Origin of the sequence: Pseudoalteromonas sp. Of11M-6 (assembly GCF_022347905.1) — a bacterium.
Classification (GTDB): Bacteria; Pseudomonadota; Gammaproteobacteria; order Enterobacterales; family Alteromonadaceae; genus Pseudoalteromonas.
Map to the genome: position 1 here is coordinate 1 of NZ_JAKRFW010000012.1, position 21,416 is coordinate 21,416.

General features: G+C 44.6%; 19 protein-coding genes and 3 pseudogenes. 18 read left to right on the forward strand and 4 right to left on the reverse strand.

The features are described 5' to 3' along the window. From MHN32_RS08075 to MHN32_RS08085, 3 genes and pseudogenes are all read left to right on the forward strand, one after another. Nucleotides 1-96: pseudogene (locus MHN32_RS08075) on the forward strand (elongation factor Tu); the annotation flags it as partial. Between the two features lie 495 nt (nt 97-591). Beyond that, nucleotides 592-1,608, forward strand: coding sequence for a TAXI family TRAP transporter solute-binding subunit (locus MHN32_RS08080; protein ID WP_239421470.1), 1,017 nt, complete (start codon nt 592-594; stop codon nt 1,606-1,608). A gap of 36 nt (nt 1,609-1,644) precedes the next feature. After that, entirely contained in the window at nt 1,645-3,729 is a 2,085-nt protein-coding gene (locus MHN32_RS08085; RefSeq protein ID WP_239421471.1) for a TRAP transporter fused permease subunit, read from the forward strand. Nucleotides 3,730-3,778: 49 nt separating this feature from the next. Here the strand turns inward: MHN32_RS08085 and plsB are convergent, their stop codons facing one another. Beyond that, a complete protein-coding gene (gene plsB, locus MHN32_RS08090; protein WP_239421472.1) occupies nt 3,779-6,205 on the reverse strand; it encodes a glycerol-3-phosphate 1-O-acyltransferase PlsB in 2,427 nt (808 codons plus the stop codon). A gap of 469 nt (nt 6,206-6,674) precedes the next feature. Between plsB and rpsJ the strand changes: the two genes are divergently transcribed. From rpsJ to MHN32_RS08160, 14 genes and pseudogenes are all read left to right on the forward strand, one after another. Then, nucleotides 6,675-6,986 carry a 30S ribosomal protein S10 gene (gene rpsJ, locus MHN32_RS08095; RefSeq protein ID WP_010376390.1) on the forward strand — a complete coding sequence of 104 codons (312 nt, stop codon included), beginning with the start codon at nt 6,675-6,677 and terminating at the stop codon, nt 6,984-6,986. Between the two features lie 27 nt (nt 6,987-7,013). Further along, nucleotides 7,014-7,649, forward strand: a complete 636-nt coding sequence (gene rplC, locus MHN32_RS08100) for a 50S ribosomal protein L3 (protein WP_010376387.1) — start codon at nt 7,014-7,016, stop codon at nt 7,647-7,649. 17 nt (nt 7,650-7,666) lie between these two features. Further along, nucleotides 7,667-8,269: a 50S ribosomal protein L4 gene (gene rplD, locus MHN32_RS08105; protein WP_088529602.1), complete on the forward strand. Its 603-nt coding sequence runs from the start codon at nt 7,667-7,669 to the stop codon at nt 8,267-8,269. Continuing rightward, nucleotides 8,266-8,568 (forward strand): 50S ribosomal protein L23, encoded by a 303-nt coding sequence (rplW, locus tag MHN32_RS08110; RefSeq protein ID WP_095728987.1) that lies wholly within the window; start codon nt 8,266-8,268, stop codon nt 8,566-8,568. Before rplD ends, rplW begins: the two co-directional genes overlap by 4 nt. A 17-nt stretch (nt 8,569-8,585) precedes the next feature. Continuing rightward, nucleotides 8,586-9,410 (forward strand): 50S ribosomal protein L2, encoded by an 825-nt coding sequence (rplB, locus tag MHN32_RS08115; protein WP_010607737.1) that lies wholly within the window; start codon nt 8,586-8,588, stop codon nt 9,408-9,410. 16 nt (nt 9,411-9,426) lie between these two features. Next, entirely contained in the window at nt 9,427-9,705 is a 279-nt protein-coding gene (gene rpsS / locus MHN32_RS08120) for a 30S ribosomal protein S19 (protein WP_010376377.1), read from the forward strand. Nucleotides 9,706-9,717: 12 nt separating this feature from the next. Then, a complete protein-coding gene (gene rplV / locus MHN32_RS08125) occupies nt 9,718-10,050 on the forward strand; it encodes a 50S ribosomal protein L22 (RefSeq protein WP_010376375.1) in 333 nt (110 codons plus the stop codon). Between the two features lie 12 nt (nt 10,051-10,062). Then, nucleotides 10,063-10,764, forward strand: coding sequence for a 30S ribosomal protein S3 (rpsC, locus tag MHN32_RS08130; RefSeq protein ID WP_010376374.1), 702 nt, complete (start codon nt 10,063-10,065; stop codon nt 10,762-10,764). A 13-nt stretch (nt 10,765-10,777) separates the two neighbouring features. Then, nucleotides 10,778-11,191 carry a 50S ribosomal protein L16 gene (gene rplP, locus MHN32_RS08135; RefSeq protein ID WP_095728988.1) on the forward strand — a complete coding sequence of 138 codons (414 nt, stop codon included), beginning with the start codon at nt 10,778-10,780 and terminating at the stop codon, nt 11,189-11,191. Continuing rightward, a complete protein-coding gene (rpmC, locus tag MHN32_RS08140) occupies nt 11,191-11,382 on the forward strand; it encodes a 50S ribosomal protein L29 (protein WP_058031280.1) in 192 nt (63 codons plus the stop codon). Before rplP ends, rpmC begins: the two co-directional genes overlap by 1 nt. Beyond that, a pseudogene (gene rpsQ / locus MHN32_RS08145) lies at nt 11,382-11,636 on the forward strand (30S ribosomal protein S17); the annotation flags it as partial. The gene rpmC and the pseudogene rpsQ (MHN32_RS08145), both read left to right, overlap by 1 nt. Before the next feature lie 42 nt (nt 11,637-11,678). Then, nucleotides 11,679-11,903, forward strand: a pseudogene (locus MHN32_RS08150) (30S ribosomal protein S17); the annotation flags it as partial. Next, nucleotides 11,887-12,087 (forward strand): 30S ribosomal protein S17, encoded by a 201-nt coding sequence (gene rpsQ, locus MHN32_RS08155; protein WP_102055895.1) that lies wholly within the window; start codon nt 11,887-11,889, stop codon nt 12,085-12,087. The pseudogene MHN32_RS08150 and the gene rpsQ (MHN32_RS08155), both read left to right, overlap by 17 nt. A gap of 285 nt (nt 12,088-12,372) precedes the next feature. After that, nucleotides 12,373-14,325: a methyl-accepting chemotaxis protein gene (locus tag MHN32_RS08160; RefSeq protein ID WP_239421473.1), complete on the forward strand. Its 1,953-nt coding sequence runs from the start codon at nt 12,373-12,375 to the stop codon at nt 14,323-14,325. A 6-nt stretch (nt 14,326-14,331) separates the two neighbouring features. Here the strand turns inward: MHN32_RS08160 and MHN32_RS08165 are convergent, their stop codons facing one another. After that, complete coding sequence (locus MHN32_RS08165; protein ID WP_158299091.1) at nt 14,332-14,544, reverse strand: hypothetical protein; 213 nt, start codon at nt 14,542-14,544, stop codon at nt 14,332-14,334. Nucleotides 14,545-14,710: 166 nt separating this feature from the next. Between MHN32_RS08165 and MHN32_RS08170 the strand changes: the two genes are divergently transcribed. Next, on the forward strand, nt 14,711-18,169 hold the full coding sequence (locus tag MHN32_RS08170) for a PAS-domain containing protein (protein ID WP_239421474.1): 3,459 nt from the start codon (nt 14,711-14,713) through the stop codon (nt 18,167-18,169). Between the two features lie 4 nt (nt 18,170-18,173). Here the strand turns inward: MHN32_RS08170 and MHN32_RS08175 are convergent, their stop codons facing one another. Beyond that, the gene (locus tag MHN32_RS08175; RefSeq protein WP_102055898.1) at nt 18,174-18,839 is read right to left on the reverse strand and encodes a response regulator transcription factor; all 666 of its coding nucleotides are present in this window, start codon (nt 18,837-18,839) and stop codon (nt 18,174-18,176) included. Nucleotides 18,840-18,936: 97 nt separating this feature from the next. After that, nucleotides 18,937-21,222: a TonB-dependent receptor gene (locus MHN32_RS08180; protein WP_239421475.1), complete on the reverse strand. Its 2,286-nt coding sequence runs from the start codon at nt 21,220-21,222 to the stop codon at nt 18,937-18,939. Nucleotides 21,223-21,416: the final 194 nt, after the last annotated feature.

A 21,416-nucleotide genomic window follows, 5' to 3' on the forward strand; every position in this document is an offset into this window, starting at 1 on the left:
ATCGTACCAATCGCGATGGACGAAGGTCTACGTTTCGCTATCCGTGAAGGTGGCCGTACAGTAGGTGCTGGTGTTGTAGCAACAATCGAAGAGTAATCTTCGTAGCAGCGATTTTATATCGCGACCAGCAAAAAAGGTCGTTCTCTGATAAAGAGTACGGCCTTTTTTAATGCCTTGTAGATGCGATTTTATATCGCGATTTCAAAGAAAGAATTTTTGTGGTGGGAGCGAGTTTACCTCGCGATAAACTCTTTGTCGTAGCAGCGATTTTATATCGCGACCTGCGAACAGGGTCATTCTCAAATAAGAAATACAGACTTTTTAATGCCTCGTAGCAGCGATTTTATATCGCGGCCTGCGAACAGGGTCATTCTCCTATAAAAGCATCATTTCTGTCATTGTGATGTTTATAACGAACAACTCGATAATGTTCTTATATTTGCTTTCGATAGCTTAAAATCCATATTCTCACCATTTAATCTCCCTATTCTATATGCTGATATCCTGCCACCAGTCACGTAAAAATTTGGTTAATTGCGTAAAGGTGTGCACAATAAGCCCATATAAAACCTAAAATTAGGGAGTGTAAAGATGTTAGGTCTTTCGGCTCGTACAATTTCTGCTGTGCTCAGTATCACAATGTCACTATGTACTTTTGCAAGCTTTGCTAATGTAGATAAAGACAGATCCTATATTTTGGCAACAGCCTCATCTGGTGGCACTTTTTACCCAGTAGGCGTCGCGATTGCGACACTAACTAAGCTAAAAGTCACGCCGCAGCACGGTATGAGCGTGTCGGCCATTACCTCTGCTGGTTCTGGTGATAACCTCAAACTCATGCGTAATAAAGAAGCTGAACTGGCTATTCTACAGGGTCTTTACGGTGCGTGGGCGACGCAGGGGACGGGGGCAATGGCATCCGTTGGCAAACAAGATTATCTGCGTTCTGTGACTATGCTGTGGCAAAACGTAGAGCACTTTGTCATTGCTAAGAAGTATGCCAAAACGGGCAACGTCTCAGATTTGAAAAACCTATATTCACAAGGGTTTGGCATTGGTAAGCGTAACTCTGGAACGGAAGGTTCTGGGAAGCACATCATGGCTGCACTGGGCGTTGATAGTGACAAATTCACTTTGGTGCATAAAGGTTACGCGGGCTCTTCTAGCGCCCTACAAAATGGTCAGATTGCGGGAATGAATATTCCAGCAGGAGTACCTGTCAGCGCTGTTACAAGTGCTTATGCAGCCGATGCCAATGGTATCGCGGTGCTGGATTTTACTGATGAGCAGCTAAATAAAGTCAACGCTGAGGTAGAGCTATGGTCACGCTTCGAGATCCCAGCTAACACTTACCCCGGCCAAACTAACGCAATCAAAACGATTGCCCAGCCAAACTTTCTTGCTGCACATAAAGACATGAGTGAGGAAGATGTATATCTGCTCACCAAGGCAATTTATGAAAATTTAGTCTTTCTTCAAACCATCCATAAGGCGACTAAAGCCATGGTGATAGAAAAGGCACTCATGGGACTGCCTGCCAAGCTACATCCCGGTGCGCTGAAGTATTATAAAGAAATAGGTATTGCCGTACCTGCTCATCTGCAGTAACGCCGTCAACTAAGTAAAACGGGATAGTATCTATCAATGAGTAATAGTAGCAATGAGCAAAGCACATTAGTAGCACCAACAGCAGCTCGTGAGCGGATCGCTTTTTATTTAGCGATACTCACGAGTTTGTTGCACCTCTATTTTAACTTGGTCGCCACTTGGCCGGATAACTATATTTCAGCCATTCACTTCATGCTATTTGGTAGCATTATCTTGCTCACCTTGCCACTTAGAGTTGGCAAGTTAGCAGTGCTTTCTAGCGTTATTGATATCGGGCTGTTTATCGGTTTAATCGTGAGCTGTGGCTATCTTGTTCTGTACAGTGATGCGCTGGCTGCGCGTAATTATGAATTTGCTACGGCTGACTGGATAGCATCTTCCACCGCTGTACTCCTCGCGCTTGAGTTGGTCCGGCGCTGTATGGGCTGGTTTATCCCGATGATGATCCTACTGGCGATGAGCTATGTATTGTTTTTGGGACAGTATATCGATGGCGTGTTTCATTTTGCTGGTTTAAGCGCAGAAACTATTTTATTTCGCAATTACTTTGATGACGGCTTGTTTGGACCTATTGCTAAAATTTCTTGGACGTTTGTCTTTATGTTTATCTTGTTTGGCGCATTTCTAGTCCAAGCAGGAACTGGGGATTTTATCATTCGCTTTGCCAATGCGCTTGTTGGTCGCATGGTTGGCGGACAAGGACTTGTTGCTGTCGTGAGCTCGGGTATGATGGGCTCCGTATCGGGCTCTGCTATCGCGAATACAGCGGCGACTGGGGTGATCACCATTCCATTAATGAAGAAAGCTGGCTTTCCTGCAAAGTTTGCGGCAGCAGTTGAAGCGGGAGCATCGACGGGAGGTCAGCTGATCCCGCCGATTATGGGGGCTGGTGTATTTGTGATGGCCTCCTATACTCAAATTCCTTATCTTACGATAATTGCGGCGGCCTTTGTTCCCGCTCTGCTTTATTTCGCATCTATCGCCATCTTTGTACGTATTCAAGCTAAGCGCTTGAACATCCAGCCAGCATTAGAGTCAGAGCAATTGAGTGCTTGGCAAGAGCTGAAGTCCGGTTGGCATCATTTATTACCTATCGTGTTGCTCGTAACATTGATGATTTATGGCTTTACGCCAACTTATGCAGTTAGTATTGCGACGCTCAGTGTGTGTCTGTTTTCTTTGTTTTCACCTGCGCCGATGAGGTGGTCAAAGATTTTGGCTGCGCTTGCAAATGCAACTGAAAACAGCGCCAAGACAGCAATATTATTGGTTGCCATTGGCATGCTGGTGAATTGTATTTCGATCAGCTCCTTAGGGGTTACTTTTTCTCTAATGATAAATGAATGGGCGGGAGCAAGCTTAATACTGTTGTTGGTATTGATTGCACTGGCCTCGTTAATTATCGGTATGGGACTGCCTGTTACGGCATCATATATTGTGTTGGCAACGCTTTCTGCACCGGCTTTGTATGGCTTGATCAGCCAGTCAGCACTGGTAGAGATCATAGTAAATGGTCAACTCAACGACACTGCGACGATGATGATGAGTATGATGGCGCCAGCACTAGGTGAGATATACAACCAGCCAAATATTACAGCGGCTCAAGTGTTTACTATTTTGGCAAGCTTGCCGCCAGAGGCTATTGATATTATTCGCAGTAGCCAATTTGATACCACGCATTTAGCCATGATGCTACTTTCTGCCCATATGATTATTTTTTGGTTATCGCAAGATAGCAATGTAACACCGCCAGTATGTTTGGTCGCTTTTACCGCTGCGGGAATTGCCAAAACACCGCCGATGGCAACAGGAATAGAAGCATGGAAAACGGCCAAAGCGCTATACATCGTTCCCTTACTGTTTTCTTATACACCGTTTATTGGGGGGAGTAACTTCGAGATCATGCAGGTTTTTTTCACCGCGCTTGTGGGAATGTATGCTTTGGTAGCAGCGATATACGGTTATGCGGAGGCGAAGCTCAATAAACCTATCAGGATGGTGTTAGCGCTTTTAGGTATCGCTTTAGTTTGGCCGCATCAAATGATCTCTGTAGATATAGCGGCGGCACTATGTGTTATTGCTGTTGTTATAAAGCAAGTAGTAGATAATCGTCTAACTTAAGCTTTGCTATGCACCATAAAGTAGGCCCCTAAATTGGGGCCTTATGATATTAGACGATATGCTGAATAGACTGATGTACTCGAGCAGGTAGCAGGGTTTTTAAGTACTGCTCTAAAGTATGTAGTGATTCTGTGCCGCGAATGCCCACGGCTTCATCTTGTTCTATAAAGCCTTGCTCTTTTAGACTAGTAACAAACGCACTGAGCACTTTTTTATCAAAAAACTCTGGGCTTTTGATACCGTGTAAAGTTCCTAGTCGGTCGGCAAGAAGTGCACTTTCTTTTTCAAGCTCGCTACGACTTAATCCTTGATGACGCTTAACGAGGTTAATCGTGATTGCATAGCGTTCAAGCGTTAAGTGGATCACTTTACCTAGCATTTCTAATTGTGCCAATGCGCTACCATCTTTGTTAACTGAGGCAAGGTGACCATCAAAGGTGATCAGATCCTTAGCCGCAAAGTATTCAAAAATGGACTCTATATATCCTGTCTTAAGGTCTGTTAAGAACCACTCTTTTGCAAACAAGGGATACAACAGCGCTACCTCTTTGCGGCACTCATCAACAGTCAAGCTGTAGCGATTGAAGAGCTGCTGAGCGATTAAGCTTGGTACGGCAAACAGGTGCAGAATATTGTTACGGTAATAATTAAGCAGAGCGCGTTCTTTTTCCTTAACACTAATGATGCTGCCAAAACTGTCTTCAATAATATCGAACTTATCAAGCTTAAGCGCATGATCGAGTAGGCCCTCAGGACTCGAATCTGGCACCGTCGCATTGTCGTGATAAGGTGCATGTCTGTGTAGTCCAAGATACAAATCGAGCTGTTGTAGCAGTTGTGATTTAGGCAATGCAAATTGCTCGTTACTCAGCAAAATTGTCGCAAGCAAATTAACTGAGTTCAGTGCTGCTGAGTTATTTATCTCAGTCATGATGACATCAGCGAGATCGGCAACTTGCTTGTTCAGCCAAGCTGGCTTTTGAGTTTCGGTGGGGTGGATAGAATCACGCCAATCTGGTTGATGTTCATTTAAAAATTGGTTGACTGATATCGGATCGCCAAAATTTAAATACCCTCTACCATAGTTTTTAAGGTTCTTAATCGCCTTAAAAATACCAAAGATAGACTCATTTTTCTTACTGTTGCCAGCCAGCTCTTTGAGGTAGGTGTTGATCTCCATAACATGTTCGTAGCCGAGATAAACGGGCACTAATGATATAGGTCTATCAATGCCGCGAAGCATAGATTGCAGTGTCATTGCCAGCATCCCCGTTTTTGGTGGTAGTAGACGACCTGTACGACTGCGGCCGCCTTCGGTATAAAACTTAACGGAATACCCTTTGATAAATAACTGACTTAAATATTCCTTGAATACCGCGGAATAGAGTTTGTTGCCCGAAAAAGAGCGGCGAATAAAGAAGGCACCACTACGACGGAAAATCGGGCCCGCAGGGAAAAAGTTGAGATTAACGCCAGCTGCGATATGCGGTGGTACTAAACCCTGATGGTAAATCACATAAGTTAGAAGCAAGTAATCCATATGGCTACGATGACATGGCACGTAAATGATCTCGTGTCCTTTGTCCGCAAGTGCTTGTACTTTGTCTGAGTTATTAACTTCAATACCATTATAAAGCTTGTTCCACAGCCAAGTGAGGGCCCTGTCAGCTACGCGCACCATGGCGTCTGAATAGTTTGCGGCTATTTCGTCTAATAATCTAAGTGCTTGTAATCTCGCTTCTTCCTGACTTAGACCTTTTGCCTTTGCTTCTTCTGCAATGGCCTTTTTAATGCTTTGCGACGCTAAGATAGAATTAAATAGCTGCTCACGTGATGGTAATTTGGGGCCGGTAGCAGCCAACTTTTGACGACGGAAGTGCACGCGTGCAACGCGCAGCAGCTTATGTGGCAGCTCCTCAACGTCTGCTTTATCGTTTAACAATTGGTTGAGTTCAATCGGGCGGGAAAATCGAACAAAGTTATCCCTGCCTGAAAACAAGATCACAAAGCATTTGCGTAGCCAGCTCGGTGTTAATGAGTTGGATAATAAGGTTCCCACACCAGGCTTTTCTTTACCTGGATTACGACCCCACAATATAGTGACTGGAATAACTTGCGCATCGGTATTGTCGTTATCTTTTAAGGCTTCAAAAATCGCTTTGCTATGTTCAAGCGCATCACTTGGTTTATGACTATTACCAAAGACACTTGGCGGAGTCTGGATCCCAACAAAACGATTGAGCTCTTTATTGCCAATTCGCGCTTTTTGAGACGGCCTTGGTAAACCAAGCTTTTTACACATAACGTCTAGCGCGACCATGTCTGATAACGAGTCGAGTCTCGCTACATAAAATGTGGGAATGCTGGGATCTAGCTCGTAATCCTCAATGGGATGCTCTGGCAATACTTTACTTTTAACAAAAAGCCAGTTGCTACAGCGAGCGATGGTTGTTAGCAAATAAGAAAAAATCTGCATGGGAATACCGAACAATTATCATTAACCATAGAATACCAAGATTTAACTGGACTGACCATTTTCAAAGGTGTCATCCATGTTTTCCTGCCGCAATATATCTATGGAAGATTAACAGAAGCAAATGCTTGAGTAGAATGAATTTTGCTCTAAGTGCTTTTTGTGAGTGAAATATTGTGTATGTTCAATGCGTTTTATCTGCGCGACAGCGCCTACGGATCCGAGCGATAAAATTACTTTGTATTAGTTGTTGCATTTATCACCAATATCACTATAATATGCAGACTTTCTTGACCATAGTGTCTAGGAAAGTAAATGAAAGGTCTGGATTTCAGGCCCTATGAACAGGAACTCCAATTGTGAGTTCAACGGTAGAAATAAATTAACAACCGACTTCTCAGGAATAATTGAGTTAGTCTCGGTCGTTTTTTTATGCTCTTTTTAAATGCTCTTTTTATTTTGAGGTTTAAGAATGTCAAATCAACGCATTCGTATTCGCCTAAAAGCTTTTGACCACCGTTTGATTGACCAATCAACGGCGGAAATCGTGGAAACAGCGAAGCGCACTGGTGCACAGGTTCGTGGTCCAATCCCACTACCTACGCGCAAAGAACGTTTCACAGTATTGATCTCTCCGCACGTAAACAAAGACGCGCGTGATCAGTATGAAATCCGCACCCACAAACGTCTGATCGACATCGTAGAACCAACTGACAAGACTGTAGACGCGCTAATGCGCCTAGACCTTGCTGCTGGTGTTGATGTTCAAATCAGCCTGGGTTAATCGGAAGATTAGAGAGGTTTTAGGAAAATGGCATTAGGTCTAGTCGGTCGTAAAGTGGGTATGACACGTATCTTCACTGAAGATGGTGTATCTATCCCTGTGACAGTTATCGAAGCGACTCCTAACCGTGTTACGCAGATCAAATCTGACGCAACTGACGGTTATAACGCGCTTCAAGTTACTGCAGGCGAGAAAAAAGCAAGCCGTGTAAACAAACCAGCAGCGGGTCACTTCGCTAAAGCTGGCGTTGAAGCGGGTCGCGGCCTGTGGGAATTCCGTCTTAACGGCGGTGAAGGTGAATTTGAAGTAGGTTCAGAGCTAACTGTTGAACTTTTCACAGAAGTGAAAAAAGTAGACGTTACTGGTACTTCAAAAGGTAAAGGTTTCCAAGGTGGTGTTAAGCGCTGGAACTTCAGCATGCAAGACGCAACTCACGGTAACTCTCTATCTCACCGTGCTCCTGGTTCAATCGGTCAAAACCAGTCTCCTGGTAAAGTTTTCAAAGGTAAGAAAATGGCCGGTCAAATGGGTAATGTTCGTTCAACGACACAGAACCTTGAACTAGTACGTGTTGACGCAGAGCGTAACTTGCTTTTAGTTAAAGGTGCAGTACCTGGCGCTATCGGCGGTGACGTTATCGTTAAACCAGCTGTTAAAGCATAAGTCCTGGAGATTTAGTGATGGAATTAGCAATTAAAGGCGCTGGCGCGCTTGAAGTTTCCGAAGCTACTTTTGGACGTGAGTTTAACGAAGCATTAGTACACCAAGTAGTTGTTGCTTATGCAGCAGGTGCTCGTCAAGGTACTAAAGCTCAACTGACACGTTCTGAAGTACGCGGTGGTGGTAAGAAACCATTCCGCCAAAAAGGTACTGGCCGTGCACGTGCTGGTACAATCCGCAGCCCAATCTGGCGCAGCGGTGGTGTGAGCTTTGCAGCTAAGCCGCAAGATCACAGCCAAAAAGTTAACCGTAAAATGTATCGCGGTGCGATCAAGAGCATTCTTTCTGAGCTTGTTCGTCAAGATCGTCTAGTAGTTGTTGAAAACTTTGGTCTAGAAGCACCAAAGACTAAAGAACTAGTAGCTAAGCTTAAAGAACTTGAGCTTAAAGACGTACTAATCGTGACTGAAGAAGTAGATGAGAATCTATTCCTTTCTGCACGTAACCTGTACAAGGTTGACACGCGTGACGTAGCTGGCATCGACCCAGTAAGCCTAATCGCTTTCGATAAGGTTCTGATTACTGCTGCTGCTGTTAAGCAACTTGAGGAGGCGCTAGCATGATCCGTGAAGAACGTCTTTTAAAAGTAATCCTTGCTCCACACATCTCTGAGAAGAGCACTGTATCTGCTGAAGAAAACAACACTATCGTTTTCAAAGTAGCTAAAGATGCAAACAAAGCAGAAATCAAAGCTGCTATTGAAAAGCTTTTCGAAGTAGAAGTAACTGGTGTTCGCACTCTAAATGTTAAGGGTAAGACAAAGCGTACTGGTATGCGTTTTGGCCGTCGTAGCGATTGGAAAAAAGCATACGTTACTCTTAAAGAAGGTAGCGAGCTAGACTTTGTCGGCGGCGCCGAGTAATAAGGGGAGTTAGAATTATGGCACTTCAAAAGTGTAAACCAACTTCTGCGGGTCGTCGTCACGTCGTTAAAGTGGTTAACCCTGATCTACACAAGGGTAAGCCTTACGCTCCGCTATTAGAGAAAAACTCTAAATCAGGTGGTCGTAACAACAACGGTCGTATCACGGTTCGTCACATCGGTGGTGGTCATAAGCAGCACTACCGTGTAATCGACTTTACACGCACAAAAGATGGCATTCCAGCTAAAGTTGAGCGTCTAGAGTACGATCCAAACCGTAGCGCAAACATCGCTCTTGTATTATATGCAGACGGTGAGCGTCGTTACATTATTGCACCTAAGGGTCTTAAAGCAGGTGATGCAATCCAATCTGGTGTTGATGCACCAATCAAGGTTGGTAACACACTACCTATGCGTAATATCCCTGTAGGTTCTACTGTACACAACGTTGAACTTAAACCTGGCAAAGGTGCACAAATTGCACGTTCTGCTGGTGCTTACGTACAGATCCTTGCTCGTGAAGGTCAATACGTAACACTACGTCTTCGCTCTGGCGAAGTTCGTAAGGTTGAGTCTGATTGTCGTGCGACTCTTGGCGAAGTAGGTAACGCAGAACACATGCTACGTTCACTAGGTAAAGCTGGTGCAAATCGTTGGCGTGGTATCCGTCCTACAGTTCGTGGTGTTGCCATGAACCCGATTGACCACCCACACGGTGGTGGTGAAGGTCGTACTTCTGGTGGTCGTCACCCTGTATCTCCATGGGGCGTACCTACTAAAGGTTACAAGACTCGTAAGAACAAGCGTACTGATAAGTTTATCGTACGTCGTCGTACTAAATAATAGTTGAGGAATTGCCATGCCACGTTCTCTCAAGAAAGGTCCATTTATTGACCTACACTTGCTGAAGAAGGTAGAGAAAGCGTTGGAAAGCGGTGACAAGAAGCCAATTAAAACTTGGAGCCGTCGTTCAATGATCATACCTAACATGATCGGATTGACCATCGCTGTCCATAATGGTCGTCAGCACGTTCCTGTGTTCATCACAGACGAAATGATCGGTCACAAACTGGGTGAATTTGCACCTACACGTACTTACCGCGGTCACGCTGCGGATAAGAAAGCTAAGAAGCGTTAATCGGAGGGTATGATGGAAGCATTAGCTAAACACAAATTCGCCTCTGGTTCGGCGCAGAAAGCACGTCTAGTGGCAGATCAAATCCGTGGACTTCCGGTTGATCGCGCGCTAGAAATCCTGGCGTACAGCCCGAAGAAAGCGGCTGTATTAGTTAAGAAAGTACTTGAGTCTGCTATCGCGAACGCGGAGCACAACGAAGGTGCTGACATTGATGAGCTTAAAGTGGCTAAAGTATTTGTAGACGAAGGTCCTACAATGAAACGTATTATGCCACGTGCTAAAGGACGCGCAGACCGCATCCTTAAGCGTACAAGCCACATCACTGTTGTGGTATCGGATAGCTAGGAGATATAAGTAATGGGACAAAAAGTTCATCCTACTGGTATTCGCCTAGGTATCTCAAAGCCTTGGGTATCTACTTGGTACGCGAATACAAAAGATTTCTCTGAACAGCTTTTTGGCGATCACAAAGTACGTCAATACCTTACTAAGGAATTGAAAAGTGCTTCTGTAGCTAAGATCGTTATCGAGCGTCCAGCTAAATCAATCCGTGTAACAATTCACACAGCTCGTCCTGGTGTTGTTATCGGTAAAAAAGGTGAAGATGTTGAAAAGCTTCGCCAAGCTGTAACTAAGCTTGCTGGTGTACCTGCGCAAATCAACATCGCAGAAGTACGCAAGCCAGAGCTAGATGCACAATTAGTTGCTGACGGTATTTCTTCTCAGCTAGAGCGTCGTGTTATGTTCCGTCGTGCTATGAAGCGCGCAGTACAGAACGCAATGCGTCTAGGTGCTAAGGGTATCAAAGTTGAAGTAAGCGGCCGTCTAGGCGGTGCTGAAATCGCACGTTCTGAGTGGTACCGTGAAGGTCGTGTACCTCTACACACTCTACGTGCTGATATCGACTACGCAACTTCAGAAGCTTTGACCACTTACGGTATCATCGGTGTTAAGGTTTGGATCTTCAAAGGCGAAGTAATTGGTGGTCTTCCACTAGTTCAAGAGCAAGAGAAGCCAGCTAAACGTGCGCCGAAGAAAGCTAAAAAAAGTGCTAAGTAAGAGGTAGCGACTAATGTTACAGCCAAAACGTACAAAATTCCGTAAGGTACACAAAGGCCGCAACCGTGGTCTGGCTACCAGCGGTAACAAAGTTAGCTTCGGTTCTTTCGGCTTGAAAGCGACTGGCCGTGGCCGTATGACTGCTCGTCAAATCGAAGCAGCTCGTCGTGCTATGACACGTCACGTCAAGCGTCAAGGTAAAATCTGGATCCGTGTATTCCCAGATAAGCCAATTACAGAAAAACCGCTTGAAGTTCGTATGGGTAAAGGTAAAGGTTCTGTTGAATACTGGGTTGCTGAAATTCAGCCTGGTAAAGTTCTTTACGAAATGGAAGGTGTTTCTGAAGAGCTTGCTCGTGAAGCATTCAACCTTGCTTCTCGTAAACTACCATTCAAGACAACTTTCGTAACTCGGACGGTAATGTAATGAAAGCTAGCGAATTAAAAGACAAAAGCGTAGAAGAGCTAAATGCTGAACTTCTAGAGCTACTTCGTGAGCAGTTTAATCTGCGCATGCAAGCGAGCACTGGTCAGCTAGCTCAAACTCACGAACTGAGAAAAGTACGTCGCAACATTGCGCGTGTTAAAACGGTTATTAACCAGAAGGCAGGTGCATAATGAGCGATAAGATCCGTACTCTTCAAGGTCGTGTAGTAAGCGATAAAATGGACAAATCAATCGTTGTTGCTATCGAGCGTCAGGTTAAACACCCGATCTACGGTAAGTTCATCAAGCGTACAACTAAGTTGCACGCACACGATGAAAACAACACAGCACTAGCAGGTGACGTCGTGACTATTCGCGAATGTGCGCCAATCTCTAAGAAAAAATCTTGGACGCTAGTTGACGTGATTGAACGTCCTAAGAAAGCTAGCTCTTATAAGCCGCTATCGAGCGTCAGGTTAACACCCGATCTACGGTACTCTTTATAGAAAGAAAGCATCAAGCGTACAACTAAGTTGCACGCACACGATGAAAACAACACGGCACTAGCAGGTGACGTCGTGACTATTCGCGAATGTGCGCCAATCTCTAAGAAAAAATCTTGGACGCTAGTTGACGTGATTGAACGTCCTAAGAAAGCTGGGCTTTTGCGTTTCTGGATAGCTCTTATAAGCAGCTATCGAACATCAGGTTAAACACCCGATCTACGGTACTCTTTATAGAAAGAAAGCATCAAGCGTACAACTAAGTTGCACGCACACGATGAAAACAACACAGCTACTCACAGGTGACGTCGTGACTATTCGCGAATGTGCGCCAATCTCTAAGAAAAAATCTTGGACGCTAGTTGACGTGATTGAACGTCCTAAGAAAGCTTAATTTTCGCAACGAAGATGGTTGGTTATTACCTCTATATACTTATTTGTTCCAGAGTAGATAGCTTTATCGCAGTGCTGGACGTAATACGCTGCTCCTTATACAACAAGATAATCATAAATATGGAGCATTAAAGGTCGTTATTTTACTTTGTTCGATTTTTAATCGGTACATTTCTTTACTAAATCAAAAAACACGACAATGATTATTGTATTAAATACAAGTTAATAGTTTTGGCATCTATGAATGCTGATGGGCTTATCTATAAATACAATGTCAGGTGCTTTTATGCTTTCTAAGTTAAGGTTAAGCCAACAATTATCTACTTCATTTGGAGTAATGATTGTACTTATGGTTGCACTCTCTAGCGTCGCTTATATTGGATTGAATGGCGGTTATAGTAATTTTGTTGAGTATCGCTCTTTGGCAAGAGCGAGCAATCTAGCAAGTACATTGGAAGCTAACTTGCTCTCACTTAGGATCAATGTGCTGAATTATTTGAAGCAGCAATCAAAAGACGATATTGAACAATTTGAACAGAAAGTGAAGCTTTTACATGATGCATTAGCAGAAGCCAAGGAGGCTCTTAATCAAAAAGAAAGCAAGCAGCTTATTGAAAAAAGTGAAACAGCTTTGGTTACATATGAAACTGCTTTTAGGGAGATTATGGCACTTTATGGTCGTAGAAATACTGTGGTTCATGACGGGCTGGATAAAATAGGCCCTCAAATGCGCAAGAATATTTCGCAATTAATAGAATCTAGCATTGATATGAGTGACTTTGAAGGACTTGCGGTTGCTACACATATGCAGGAAAAGCTGCTGCTAGGAAGACTTTTCGTAACGAAATTCTTAGTGAGTAACCAGTTAAATGACTACAACAGAGCCATGGATGAACTAAAGCAAGAGAAGATGTTTCTAACTCAGTCTAAGTCTAGGTTTATGAATGAAAATGCAAAAAATTTACTGTTTGATATAGAACAATCAGGAGAACGCTACTTAGATGGAGTGAGAGAAGTACAAGATATTATCACAGAGAGAAATCGACTGATTACCGAAGTACTAAATATTAATGGCCAAAATATCGCAGAGTATTTGGCACGTGTGAAAGAATCGATCAAGGAAAGACAGGATGAATTAGGTCCCATAGCTCAAAGTGAGAGCAGGAAGACAGTAACAATTATTATTGCAGTATCTGTTGTGGTGATTTTGTTAGGCTGCTTTTTAAGTTGGTATATCACACGACTAATCAAAGCCCCTATTGGTGGGGAGCCAAAAGAAATCGCGGAAGTGGCATCAAGGATAGCCAGTGGTGACCTCACTATACAATTTGACAGGGGGGAATCGGTGAGCGGTATTTATTTGGCAATGCGTGATATGGCTGACAAACTAAAAGCCATCATTGCAGAAATTCAAAGCTCCACACATGCATTGTCTTCCTCGTCAGAAACACTTAGTGCTATCACTGCCCAGTCTAAACAAGGGGCGGATAACCAAATGGAGCAACTCAGTCATAGTGCAGTTTCGATGAATGAAATGGCTGCCACGATTGCTGAGATAACCCAAAGTGCCCAGCTCGCAGCAGATGCTGCGACTGATGCGGATTCTCAATCTAATTCAGGTGTTCAAGTTGTCGTTGCAACACAGCAAGCAATGGAAGGCCTAGTTGGTAAAATAGAAAATGTTAGCAAAACCATTGAGAATCTTGAACAAGAAACAGAATCGGTTGGTTCTATTTTGGATGTTATCAGGGGGATAGCGGAGCAAACTAATTTGTTGGCGCTCAACGCAGCGATTGAAGCCGCAAGAGCAGGCGAACAAGGACGAGGCTTTGCCGTAGTGGCTGACGAGGTGAGAAGCCTTGCGAGTCGCACCCAGAAGAGTACAGACGAAATTCAAGAGATGATCTCTAAATTGCAAAATGAAGCGAAGCGCTCCGTTGGCATGATGCGAGATAACGTTAAAGATGCTAAAGATACAGCAGACAAATCGGCGAAAACGGATGAAGTGTTACAAGCTATTTCTTCATCTGTGAGCACAATTAAAGATATGAATCTACAAATTGCCAGTGCTTCTGAGGAGCAAAACACGGTTACACAGCAGCTTTCGCAAAGTGTGACAGAAATCAGTGAAACTGCACAAGAGACTGCTACGGGAGCCGAGCGCGCGTCAGATGAAGCATTATCGCTGCTGTCTTTATCCCGCACACTCGATAAGTCGGTGAGCAGTTTTAGATTATAAGTACTGTTAGCAAATTCGGCTATAGTCTGGCTGACACATTAACGCCGGCAAGGTTTGGCAAGCTATATCAGAACCACACGTCCTTTCTCTAATCGATGTGGTTGCTGGAGTTGGCCATGAACCCGTTCCACCATTTATCCGTGGAGTATGTTGAGGAGATAACTGCGTGTTAATGTCTGATAGGTTCTTAAGACGTTTTTTGTTTAATTTAAATTGCATTGTCAATTTCCTTTTCTGTTAACGTTAGGTAAATATTTTTGTTTTAAAAGTAATCATTAGTCAATTGCAAAAAATTCATAGGTCCGGAGGGGATAGCACTAAAGTGTGCTGTTTTTTTACAGTACAGCCGTTATGCTAGAGCAAACAATAAAAAATCATCACAGTTATGTTTTCTATCGGGCTGATCAGTCTTATTGCGCTGCTTTATTTAGCGCTTTTATTTACCATTGCATGGGGCGCAGATAGGGCGAGTACTAAATTTAGATCTTATCGTGCCAAGCAAGTTACCTATGCCTTGTCACTAGGGGTGTATTGCACCTCTTGGGCGTTTTTTGGTACTACCGCGCAAGCGGCAAATAATGGCTGGTGGCTTGCCCCAACTTATGTTGGCACGATTTTACTGTTTATATTTGGTTGGCAAGTCTACACACGAATTGCCGAAATATGCCGCCAGCAGCAGCTCACTTCCATGGCGGACTTTATTGCCACTCGTTACGGTAATTCTTCTAGTTTGTCTGGACTCATTTCTCTGATCTCTGTCATTGCGGTCGTGCCCTATATTGCACTTCAGCTTAATGCCACCAGCGCCAGTATCGGTATGCTAACAAGCGACACCCAGCGGGTGAGTGTCACGTTTTGGCAGGATAGTACTTTTTATATCACCTTGCTGTTAGCCCTGTTTGCCATTTTGTTTGGTACACGTAGGCTGAGACCGAGTGAGCATAACCCAGGGTTGATGACTGCAATCGCCTTTGAGTCATTAGTTAAGTTGCTGGCGTTTATTACTGTCGGTGTTTATGTCTGTTTTGTGCTCTTTGAATCGCCCACTCACTTATTTAACCAGGCAGCGCAGCAGGGAATTACCAAGCAAATAGAGGCATCGGCTAGCCCAACCTATGTTTATTTAGTTCATGTTCTTTTAGGGGGATTAGCAACGCTGTGTTTGCCGAGGCAGTTTCATACCTCTTTTATTGAATATGATGAACAAAATCAATTTAAGACCGCACGCTGGTTGTTTCCCGTTTATTTGTTGCTGATTAATTTATTTATTTTGCCAATCGCCTATGCCGGGCTGGTGTATTTTAATGGTCAAGATGTTGGTTACGATACGTTTGTGCTTGCCCTACCACTGGGATCTGATGCACCTTTAGTCGCTTTGACAGCCTTTTTAGGTGGGTTCTCTGCGGCGACGAGTATGGTGATAGTCTCAGCCATCGTGCTATCTATTATGATCACCAATGACTTTATCAATCAATTTTTGTTGCGCCGCTCGCAGTTAAATTCGAGCCATCGGGGTTTATCTAAGTTTAATCTGCTCAATGCTCGACGGGTGGTTATTGTTGGCATTTTATTACTGAGTTATGCCAGTCATCGCGTGCTTGCTGAGGGCAACACGTTGGCCAATATGGGACTGATGTCATTTGCCTTGGTTGCGCAGTTTGCGCCCGCGATGGTGGTTGGTTTATGGTGGCGTGGGGCTTCATGCTTAGGTGCGCAATTGGGGATTGTGACGGGTTTTGCTATTTGGTTTTACACGCTATTGTTACCGAGCCTCATTAGTGGCTTTAACTTCGAAAGTCACTGGTTGAGTGCGGGGCCTTTGAATATCACATGGTTAGCACCTTTAGACTTTTTGGGTCTGGGGTTAGACAGTACGAGCCAGTCCGTCCTGATTTCTTTAAGTGCAAATTTGTTGGTTTATTTGCTGGTGCCGTTTATTTCATCCGCTCGTCTTGCTGAGCGCTTACAAAGCAATAAATTTGTAATGCCGTCCAAATCTGCACAGTCCGCTAACACGGTATTGAGTTTCCAGGATTTGGCAACATTACTGCAGCGCTTTAGCGAGCAAGCGCGTGCGCAGCAGCTTGTTGAGCTTCATTTTCCTAAAGAGCCTGCAAACTGGAAACTGCCAGCGCCATTGCAAGTGGAAAATATGATCGAACGGGAGATGTCGACGCTCGTTGGCGGGGCATCTGCGAAACTGATTTTAGATGTCGCCAAAGATGAAAAGCGCCAGCCTTTAGAGCAAGTTGCAGAATTTGTAGATGAAGCGTCACAGGTGCTACGTTTTAATCGCGACTTACTGCAGTCGACGATAGAAAACGTCAGTCAGGGGATAAGTGTAGTAGATAGTCAACTGCAATTGGTCGCTTGGAACCAGCGCTACGCAGAAATGTTTAACTATCCAGACAATGCGCTGTTTATCGGTCGTCCTGTGGCTGAGCTTATTCGTTACAATGCGCAGCGTGGGCTATTTGGTGATGCTGATGTCGAGCAGCAAGTAGAGAAGCGTCTATCACATTTACGACGAGGCAATGCATATCGCTACCGCCGTGAGCACCACGATGGCCGAGTGTTTGAAATGCAAGGTAACCCATTGCCTGGCGGTGGATTTGTAACGACCTATACGGATATCACCGAGTTTGTAAAACAACAATCCTTACTAGAGCAAGTTAATGTAAACCTAGAAGAAACGGTCGCGGCAAGGACCAAAGAGTTGATAGATGCCAACCGTGCTTTATCTTCTGCTAAACGCCAAGCGGAGCACGCAACGGAGAGTAAGACCCGTTTTTTCGCCGCAGCGAGTCATGATCTGTTACAGCCATTTAACGCAGCGAGCCTGTTTTGTTCATTGATGAGTGAAAAGGCTCAAGGGACCGACTTAGCTGAGCTTTCGCAAAGCATCAAAAGTTCATTGGCAAGTGCTGAAGAACTGTTGTCGAGCATTCTTGAGCTCACAAAGTTAGAGGCTGGGGCGTTTAAGGTTAATCGCTCGCGCTTTGCATTGTCGTCACTGCTGGAACCATTGGAAAATGAATATGGGGCGGTAGCGAAAGACAAAGGATTAGCGTTTGCAGTGCAGGTTTGTGATGTCATGCTCTACACCGATAAAGCACTGCTAAAAAGGGTATTGGGAAACTTACTGAGTAACGCTATCCGTTACACTGAGTCTGGTACGGTAAGGCTTATTGCTGAATGTCAGGGGGAGAGTGTTTCTATCATTGTTGAAGACACTGGAGTGGGCATTGCAAAGCAAGATCAGGACGCCATATTTCAAGAGTTCAAACAGCTTCACAGTAAAGAACTGGCGCAGGGGTTAGGACTCGGGCTTGCGATCAGCAAACGAATTTGCGAAGTGTTGGAAATTCCCATCACCCTTGGCTCACAACTTAATAAAGGCACACAATTTACCTTAACACTGCCAAGTTTTGGAATGCAGACGGATAAAAAGACCGAAGTAACCGCTGACAAGCCCAGCGGTGATTCGCAATTATCGGGTCTATCTATTTGGTTGCTAGATAATGATGCCAACGCACTTAATGCATTATCTCAAGTATTACTAAGTTGGGGGTGCCAAGTAGCTGTGGCGCGAGATGAAGCAGAGCTTAGCGCGCTGCAAGCAACGAGTCGTGCAGATATGCTGATCGCGGATTATCAGCTTGATCATGGAATCACTGGACTTGAGGTGATAGCAGCGCTTAAGCTTGATGATATGCCAATCATTATTAACACGGCTAACCACGACGAGGCTATTCGCGAGCGAGTGAGTGATGCAGGGATCCCATTACTCTATAAACCACTTAAAACGCCAGCCCTAAAGCGCATGATTAAGCGACTAATCTAGTTGTTTATGTGCTCGCTTCATCGTCGAGATGCACATCCGTAGCCAGCTGATTAAAGAGGATCCCAGCTTGGGTGCGGTTATACACATTGAGCTTTTTTAAAATAGCTGAAACATGCTGTTTGATGGTGGTCTCTTGAATCGACATTGCATACGCAATCTGCTTATTCAAAAGGCCGTCGGCAATCATGGTTAATACTCGATATTGCTGGGGAGTTAGCTTTTCTAAATTACGCGCAAATTGCGCTTGTTCGCTGTCATTTTCAGGCGCGATATCCACGATCTCGGGTAACCAAGTTTCTCCTTCAATAACGAGCTTGATGGCATCACTGATCACCTCTAGTGAGGAAGACTTGGGAATATAAGCGCTTGCCCCGAGGGCAATGCATTGGCTAATAATGGCTGCCGATTCGTTGGCTGAAACCATGATCACTAATATGTCTGGATACTGATTTCTTAACCGGGCAAGACCTTCGAGACCTTTCGCGCCAGGAATAGATAAGTCCAAAAATACTAGCTCTGTTTCAGGATGCGCGAGCAACATCTCGAATAAGCTGTCTAAGGTACTGGCTTCTTTGATAGGGTCATGACCAATCGCTTGTGCAGCGGCTTGTTTGAGTGCGCTGCGAAATAATGGGTGGTCATCAGCGATAATTGCTTGCACCTGAGGCATCCTTAACTAACTCCTAGTATCCGTTGTTATAGGGTATTTCCAAAACTACATCAAGTGATTGAGATAGCGAGGCTCCCTTGCAGCCTCGCTTTCGGTGCTAAAAACGATAACCCACGGTAAGCGAAACGGTTCTTGGGTCGCCAAAGTAGCCTATCAAAGTATTATCACCACCAAGCCCCGGCGTGTACTTACTCACATTACTCGGATCGCTCGGGTCTGGTGTCACGAACTGATAGCCTCCTATCATATATTCTTTATCGGTCAGGTTTTTCCCATGAAGACCAACACGCCAATTGCCGTCTGTGCTATACCAATTAATACTCAGGTTGACTAAACCATAGCTATCCTGCGTCAGTAGGCTATCTTCCTCAAATAAGACATAATCACCACGATGGTAGTAGCTGGCATTGAATACCCAATCGCCAATATCACTGTAGAGTTTGTATGTCGCCCCAAGGTTAAGAGTTAAATCAGGGGTGTTAGAAATATTAAAGCGGTCTGATTTGTCAAATGTCGCGCCTGTGTCTGGGTTAGTGTCGAGTACCTCTTCGAAGTCGCTGTCTATATATCCTATTGCGGCGTCAAAACTCAGCGCCTCTGTAGCGACATAGCTCAGCTCGGCTTCAATACCATTTGCTGTAGACTTACCAATGTTGCCAAGTCGTTGGTTTAGATCGGCAGAAGTTGCACCGGGCAATACGGAAATATATTGGCGGTCTTTGTGATCTAACGTGAATAGCGTGATATTGGCTCTTAGATTATCGTTCCACTCGCTTTTCATTCCGATTTCGAATGAATCTACGATTTCAGGGTCTGCAGCAGGCTCTGCGGTGCTGGCTCTGGGGTTGAAGGTGCCGGATTTAAACCCTTGAGCATAGCTGGCAAAGAACATAATATCGCGGTTGTATTGGTATTCCACTCCCACTCTTGGTGTAAACCGTGACCAATCTTCTTCATCATCATCAAGCACTGACGGTACGAGTTCACCAGCAGGGCGTGTATAACCTGGGATCCAATTTGATTCGGGATACACGACATCAAAGACCAAACCATTGCTGACTTGTGCCTCTTTGCTGTCTTTAGTGTAACGAGCGCCCAATGTGAGCGACCACTGCTCTGCTAAATCAATGGTGCCTTGAATATACGCGGCTTTACTATTTGAGTTGTTACAACCACTGACTTCTCGCGTAAGACCGGGAGCGCCCAAGCTTTGTCCTAACACTTCTAAAATTGCTTGGAATTGACCGCATGATTCGCCATCGTAATAATATAGACCTGAGACAAATTTATAGCCGCTACCTGCATGGCTTAGCTGTATCTCATGCGTGGTTTGCTCGTCATCATAAATGGCGGGTACATCAAAGATCCGTAATGGCGTATTATCAAAGTCGATATTGGTCGGAGAGTAACTATCTCGGCTAGCACCGATGTATTTTATCGTGGTGGCGTCAGAAAGATCCCAGCGAGCGGTCAAACTATATCCCTCAAGCTCGACTTTATTCCAAGTTGGCATACTGGTGTAAGAATCAAATACGCTGTCGGGCACGGGGGCGTCAGTCAGTAAGCTCGGCAACAAGCGATAACCCCCTTTAGAGTTGGAGTCATCGTCGGTTTTATCCCATGCTAAACGGAAGAACAAATCATCGCTTGGACGATATTCTAAGGTTAACCGCGCAGCTTGAATTTCTTTATTGTAGTTTTCCTTGTCTTGGCCGGGTAGCGTTGAAACCTTGAACTCGCCAAAACCATCTCGATTCAAAGTAGCAAAGCCATAACCTAGATAGAGCGTGTCTTCCACGAGCGGCAATTGACCTGTGATCTTAAGATCGCGTTGATTATAACTACCAACCGTTCCCACCACGTTAAATGTCGCATCGCCAGACATTTCCTTAGTGACATATTTTATTGCGCCACCAATGGTGTTTTTGCCATATAGCGTTCCTTGCGGTCCACGTAGTACTTCAATCTGTTGTACATCAAGGAGGTCGAGTACGGCCCCTTGCGGCCTTGCTAAATAAATGTCATCGACGTAAATGCCGACACCAGGTTCATAACCCCATAATGGGTCTTGTTGCCCCACACCACGAATAAAGGCAGTGAGGGTAGAGTTAGTGCCTCGGCTAGCTTGAAGTGTGGTATTGGGTGAAAACTGCTGGACTTCAGAGAGTATCGAAATGCCATTTTCGAGTAGATCGGTTTCACCGATAGAAGTCACTGCAACTGGAACGGTTTGAAGGTTTTCTACCGTCTTACGCGCCGTGACTTCAATGCGTTCTAGCTTGCCTTCTGATTGTGTTGCTTGTTCTGCTGCCGCTGGGCTGACTTGAGTTGCGAGTGTAATAGCCAACGCGATAGCTGAATATCTAGGTTGGTAAATGTTCATCCTGTGATCCCTATTATTGTCATTTTGGGTGCTTGTTGTCACACCAAAGCATAGGAGAGTTGTAAAGTTTTTCTATTAGTACCTTAGTACTAATGCCTTGATACGCTAGGATTAACACGGGGTGTAGGGCTTCTATAACCTTAGTACTATGGTTTTTATTGCGCCTGCACGCCACACTGATATTCATCAACAGT

Excerpts from the sequence above, each read along its gene's own strand:
- rpmC (WP_058031280.1), top strand. The coding sequence starts at position 11,191 with ATGAAAGCTAGCGAATTAAAAGACAAAAGCGTAGAAGAGCTAAATGCT.
- MHN32_RS08085 (WP_239421471.1), top strand. The coding sequence starts at position 1,645 with ATGAGTAATAGTAGCAATGAGCAAAGCACATTAGTAGCACCAACAGCA.
- MHN32_RS08175 (WP_102055898.1), bottom strand. The coding sequence starts at position 18,839 with ATGCCTCAGGTGCAAGCAATTATCGCTGATGACCACCCATTATTTCGC.
- rplV (WP_010376375.1), top strand. The coding sequence starts at position 9,718 with ATGGAAGCATTAGCTAAACACAAATTCGCCTCTGGTTCGGCGCAGAAA.
- rpsS (WP_010376377.1), top strand. The coding sequence starts at position 9,427 with ATGCCACGTTCTCTCAAGAAAGGTCCATTTATTGACCTACACTTGCTG.
- rplD (WP_088529602.1), top strand. The coding sequence starts at position 7,667 with ATGGAATTAGCAATTAAAGGCGCTGGCGCGCTTGAAGTTTCCGAAGCT.
- rplP (WP_095728988.1), top strand. The coding sequence starts at position 10,778 with ATGTTACAGCCAAAACGTACAAAATTCCGTAAGGTACACAAAGGCCGC.
- MHN32_RS08170 (WP_239421474.1), top strand. The coding sequence starts at position 14,711 with ATGTTTTCTATCGGGCTGATCAGTCTTATTGCGCTGCTTTATTTAGCG.
- plsB (WP_239421472.1), bottom strand. The coding sequence starts at position 6,205 with ATGCAGATTTTTTCTTATTTGCTAACAACCATCGCTCGCTGTAGCAAC.
- MHN32_RS08160 (WP_239421473.1), top strand. The coding sequence starts at position 12,373 with ATGCTTTCTAAGTTAAGGTTAAGCCAACAATTATCTACTTCATTTGGA.
- rplC (WP_010376387.1), top strand. The coding sequence starts at position 7,014 with ATGGCATTAGGTCTAGTCGGTCGTAAAGTGGGTATGACACGTATCTTC.
- MHN32_RS08080 (WP_239421470.1), top strand. The coding sequence starts at position 592 with ATGTTAGGTCTTTCGGCTCGTACAATTTCTGCTGTGCTCAGTATCACA.
- rplW (WP_095728987.1), top strand. The coding sequence starts at position 8,266 with ATGATCCGTGAAGAACGTCTTTTAAAAGTAATCCTTGCTCCACACATC.
- rpsJ (WP_010376390.1), top strand. The coding sequence starts at position 6,675 with ATGTCAAATCAACGCATTCGTATTCGCCTAAAAGCTTTTGACCACCGT.
- MHN32_RS08165 (WP_158299091.1), bottom strand. The coding sequence starts at position 14,544 with ATGCAATTTAAATTAAACAAAAAACGTCTTAAGAACCTATCAGACATT.
- rpsC (WP_010376374.1), top strand. The coding sequence starts at position 10,063 with ATGGGACAAAAAGTTCATCCTACTGGTATTCGCCTAGGTATCTCAAAG.
- rplB (WP_010607737.1), top strand. The coding sequence starts at position 8,586 with ATGGCACTTCAAAAGTGTAAACCAACTTCTGCGGGTCGTCGTCACGTC.
- MHN32_RS08180 (WP_239421475.1), bottom strand. The coding sequence starts at position 21,222 with ATGAACATTTACCAACCTAGATATTCAGCTATCGCGTTGGCTATTACA.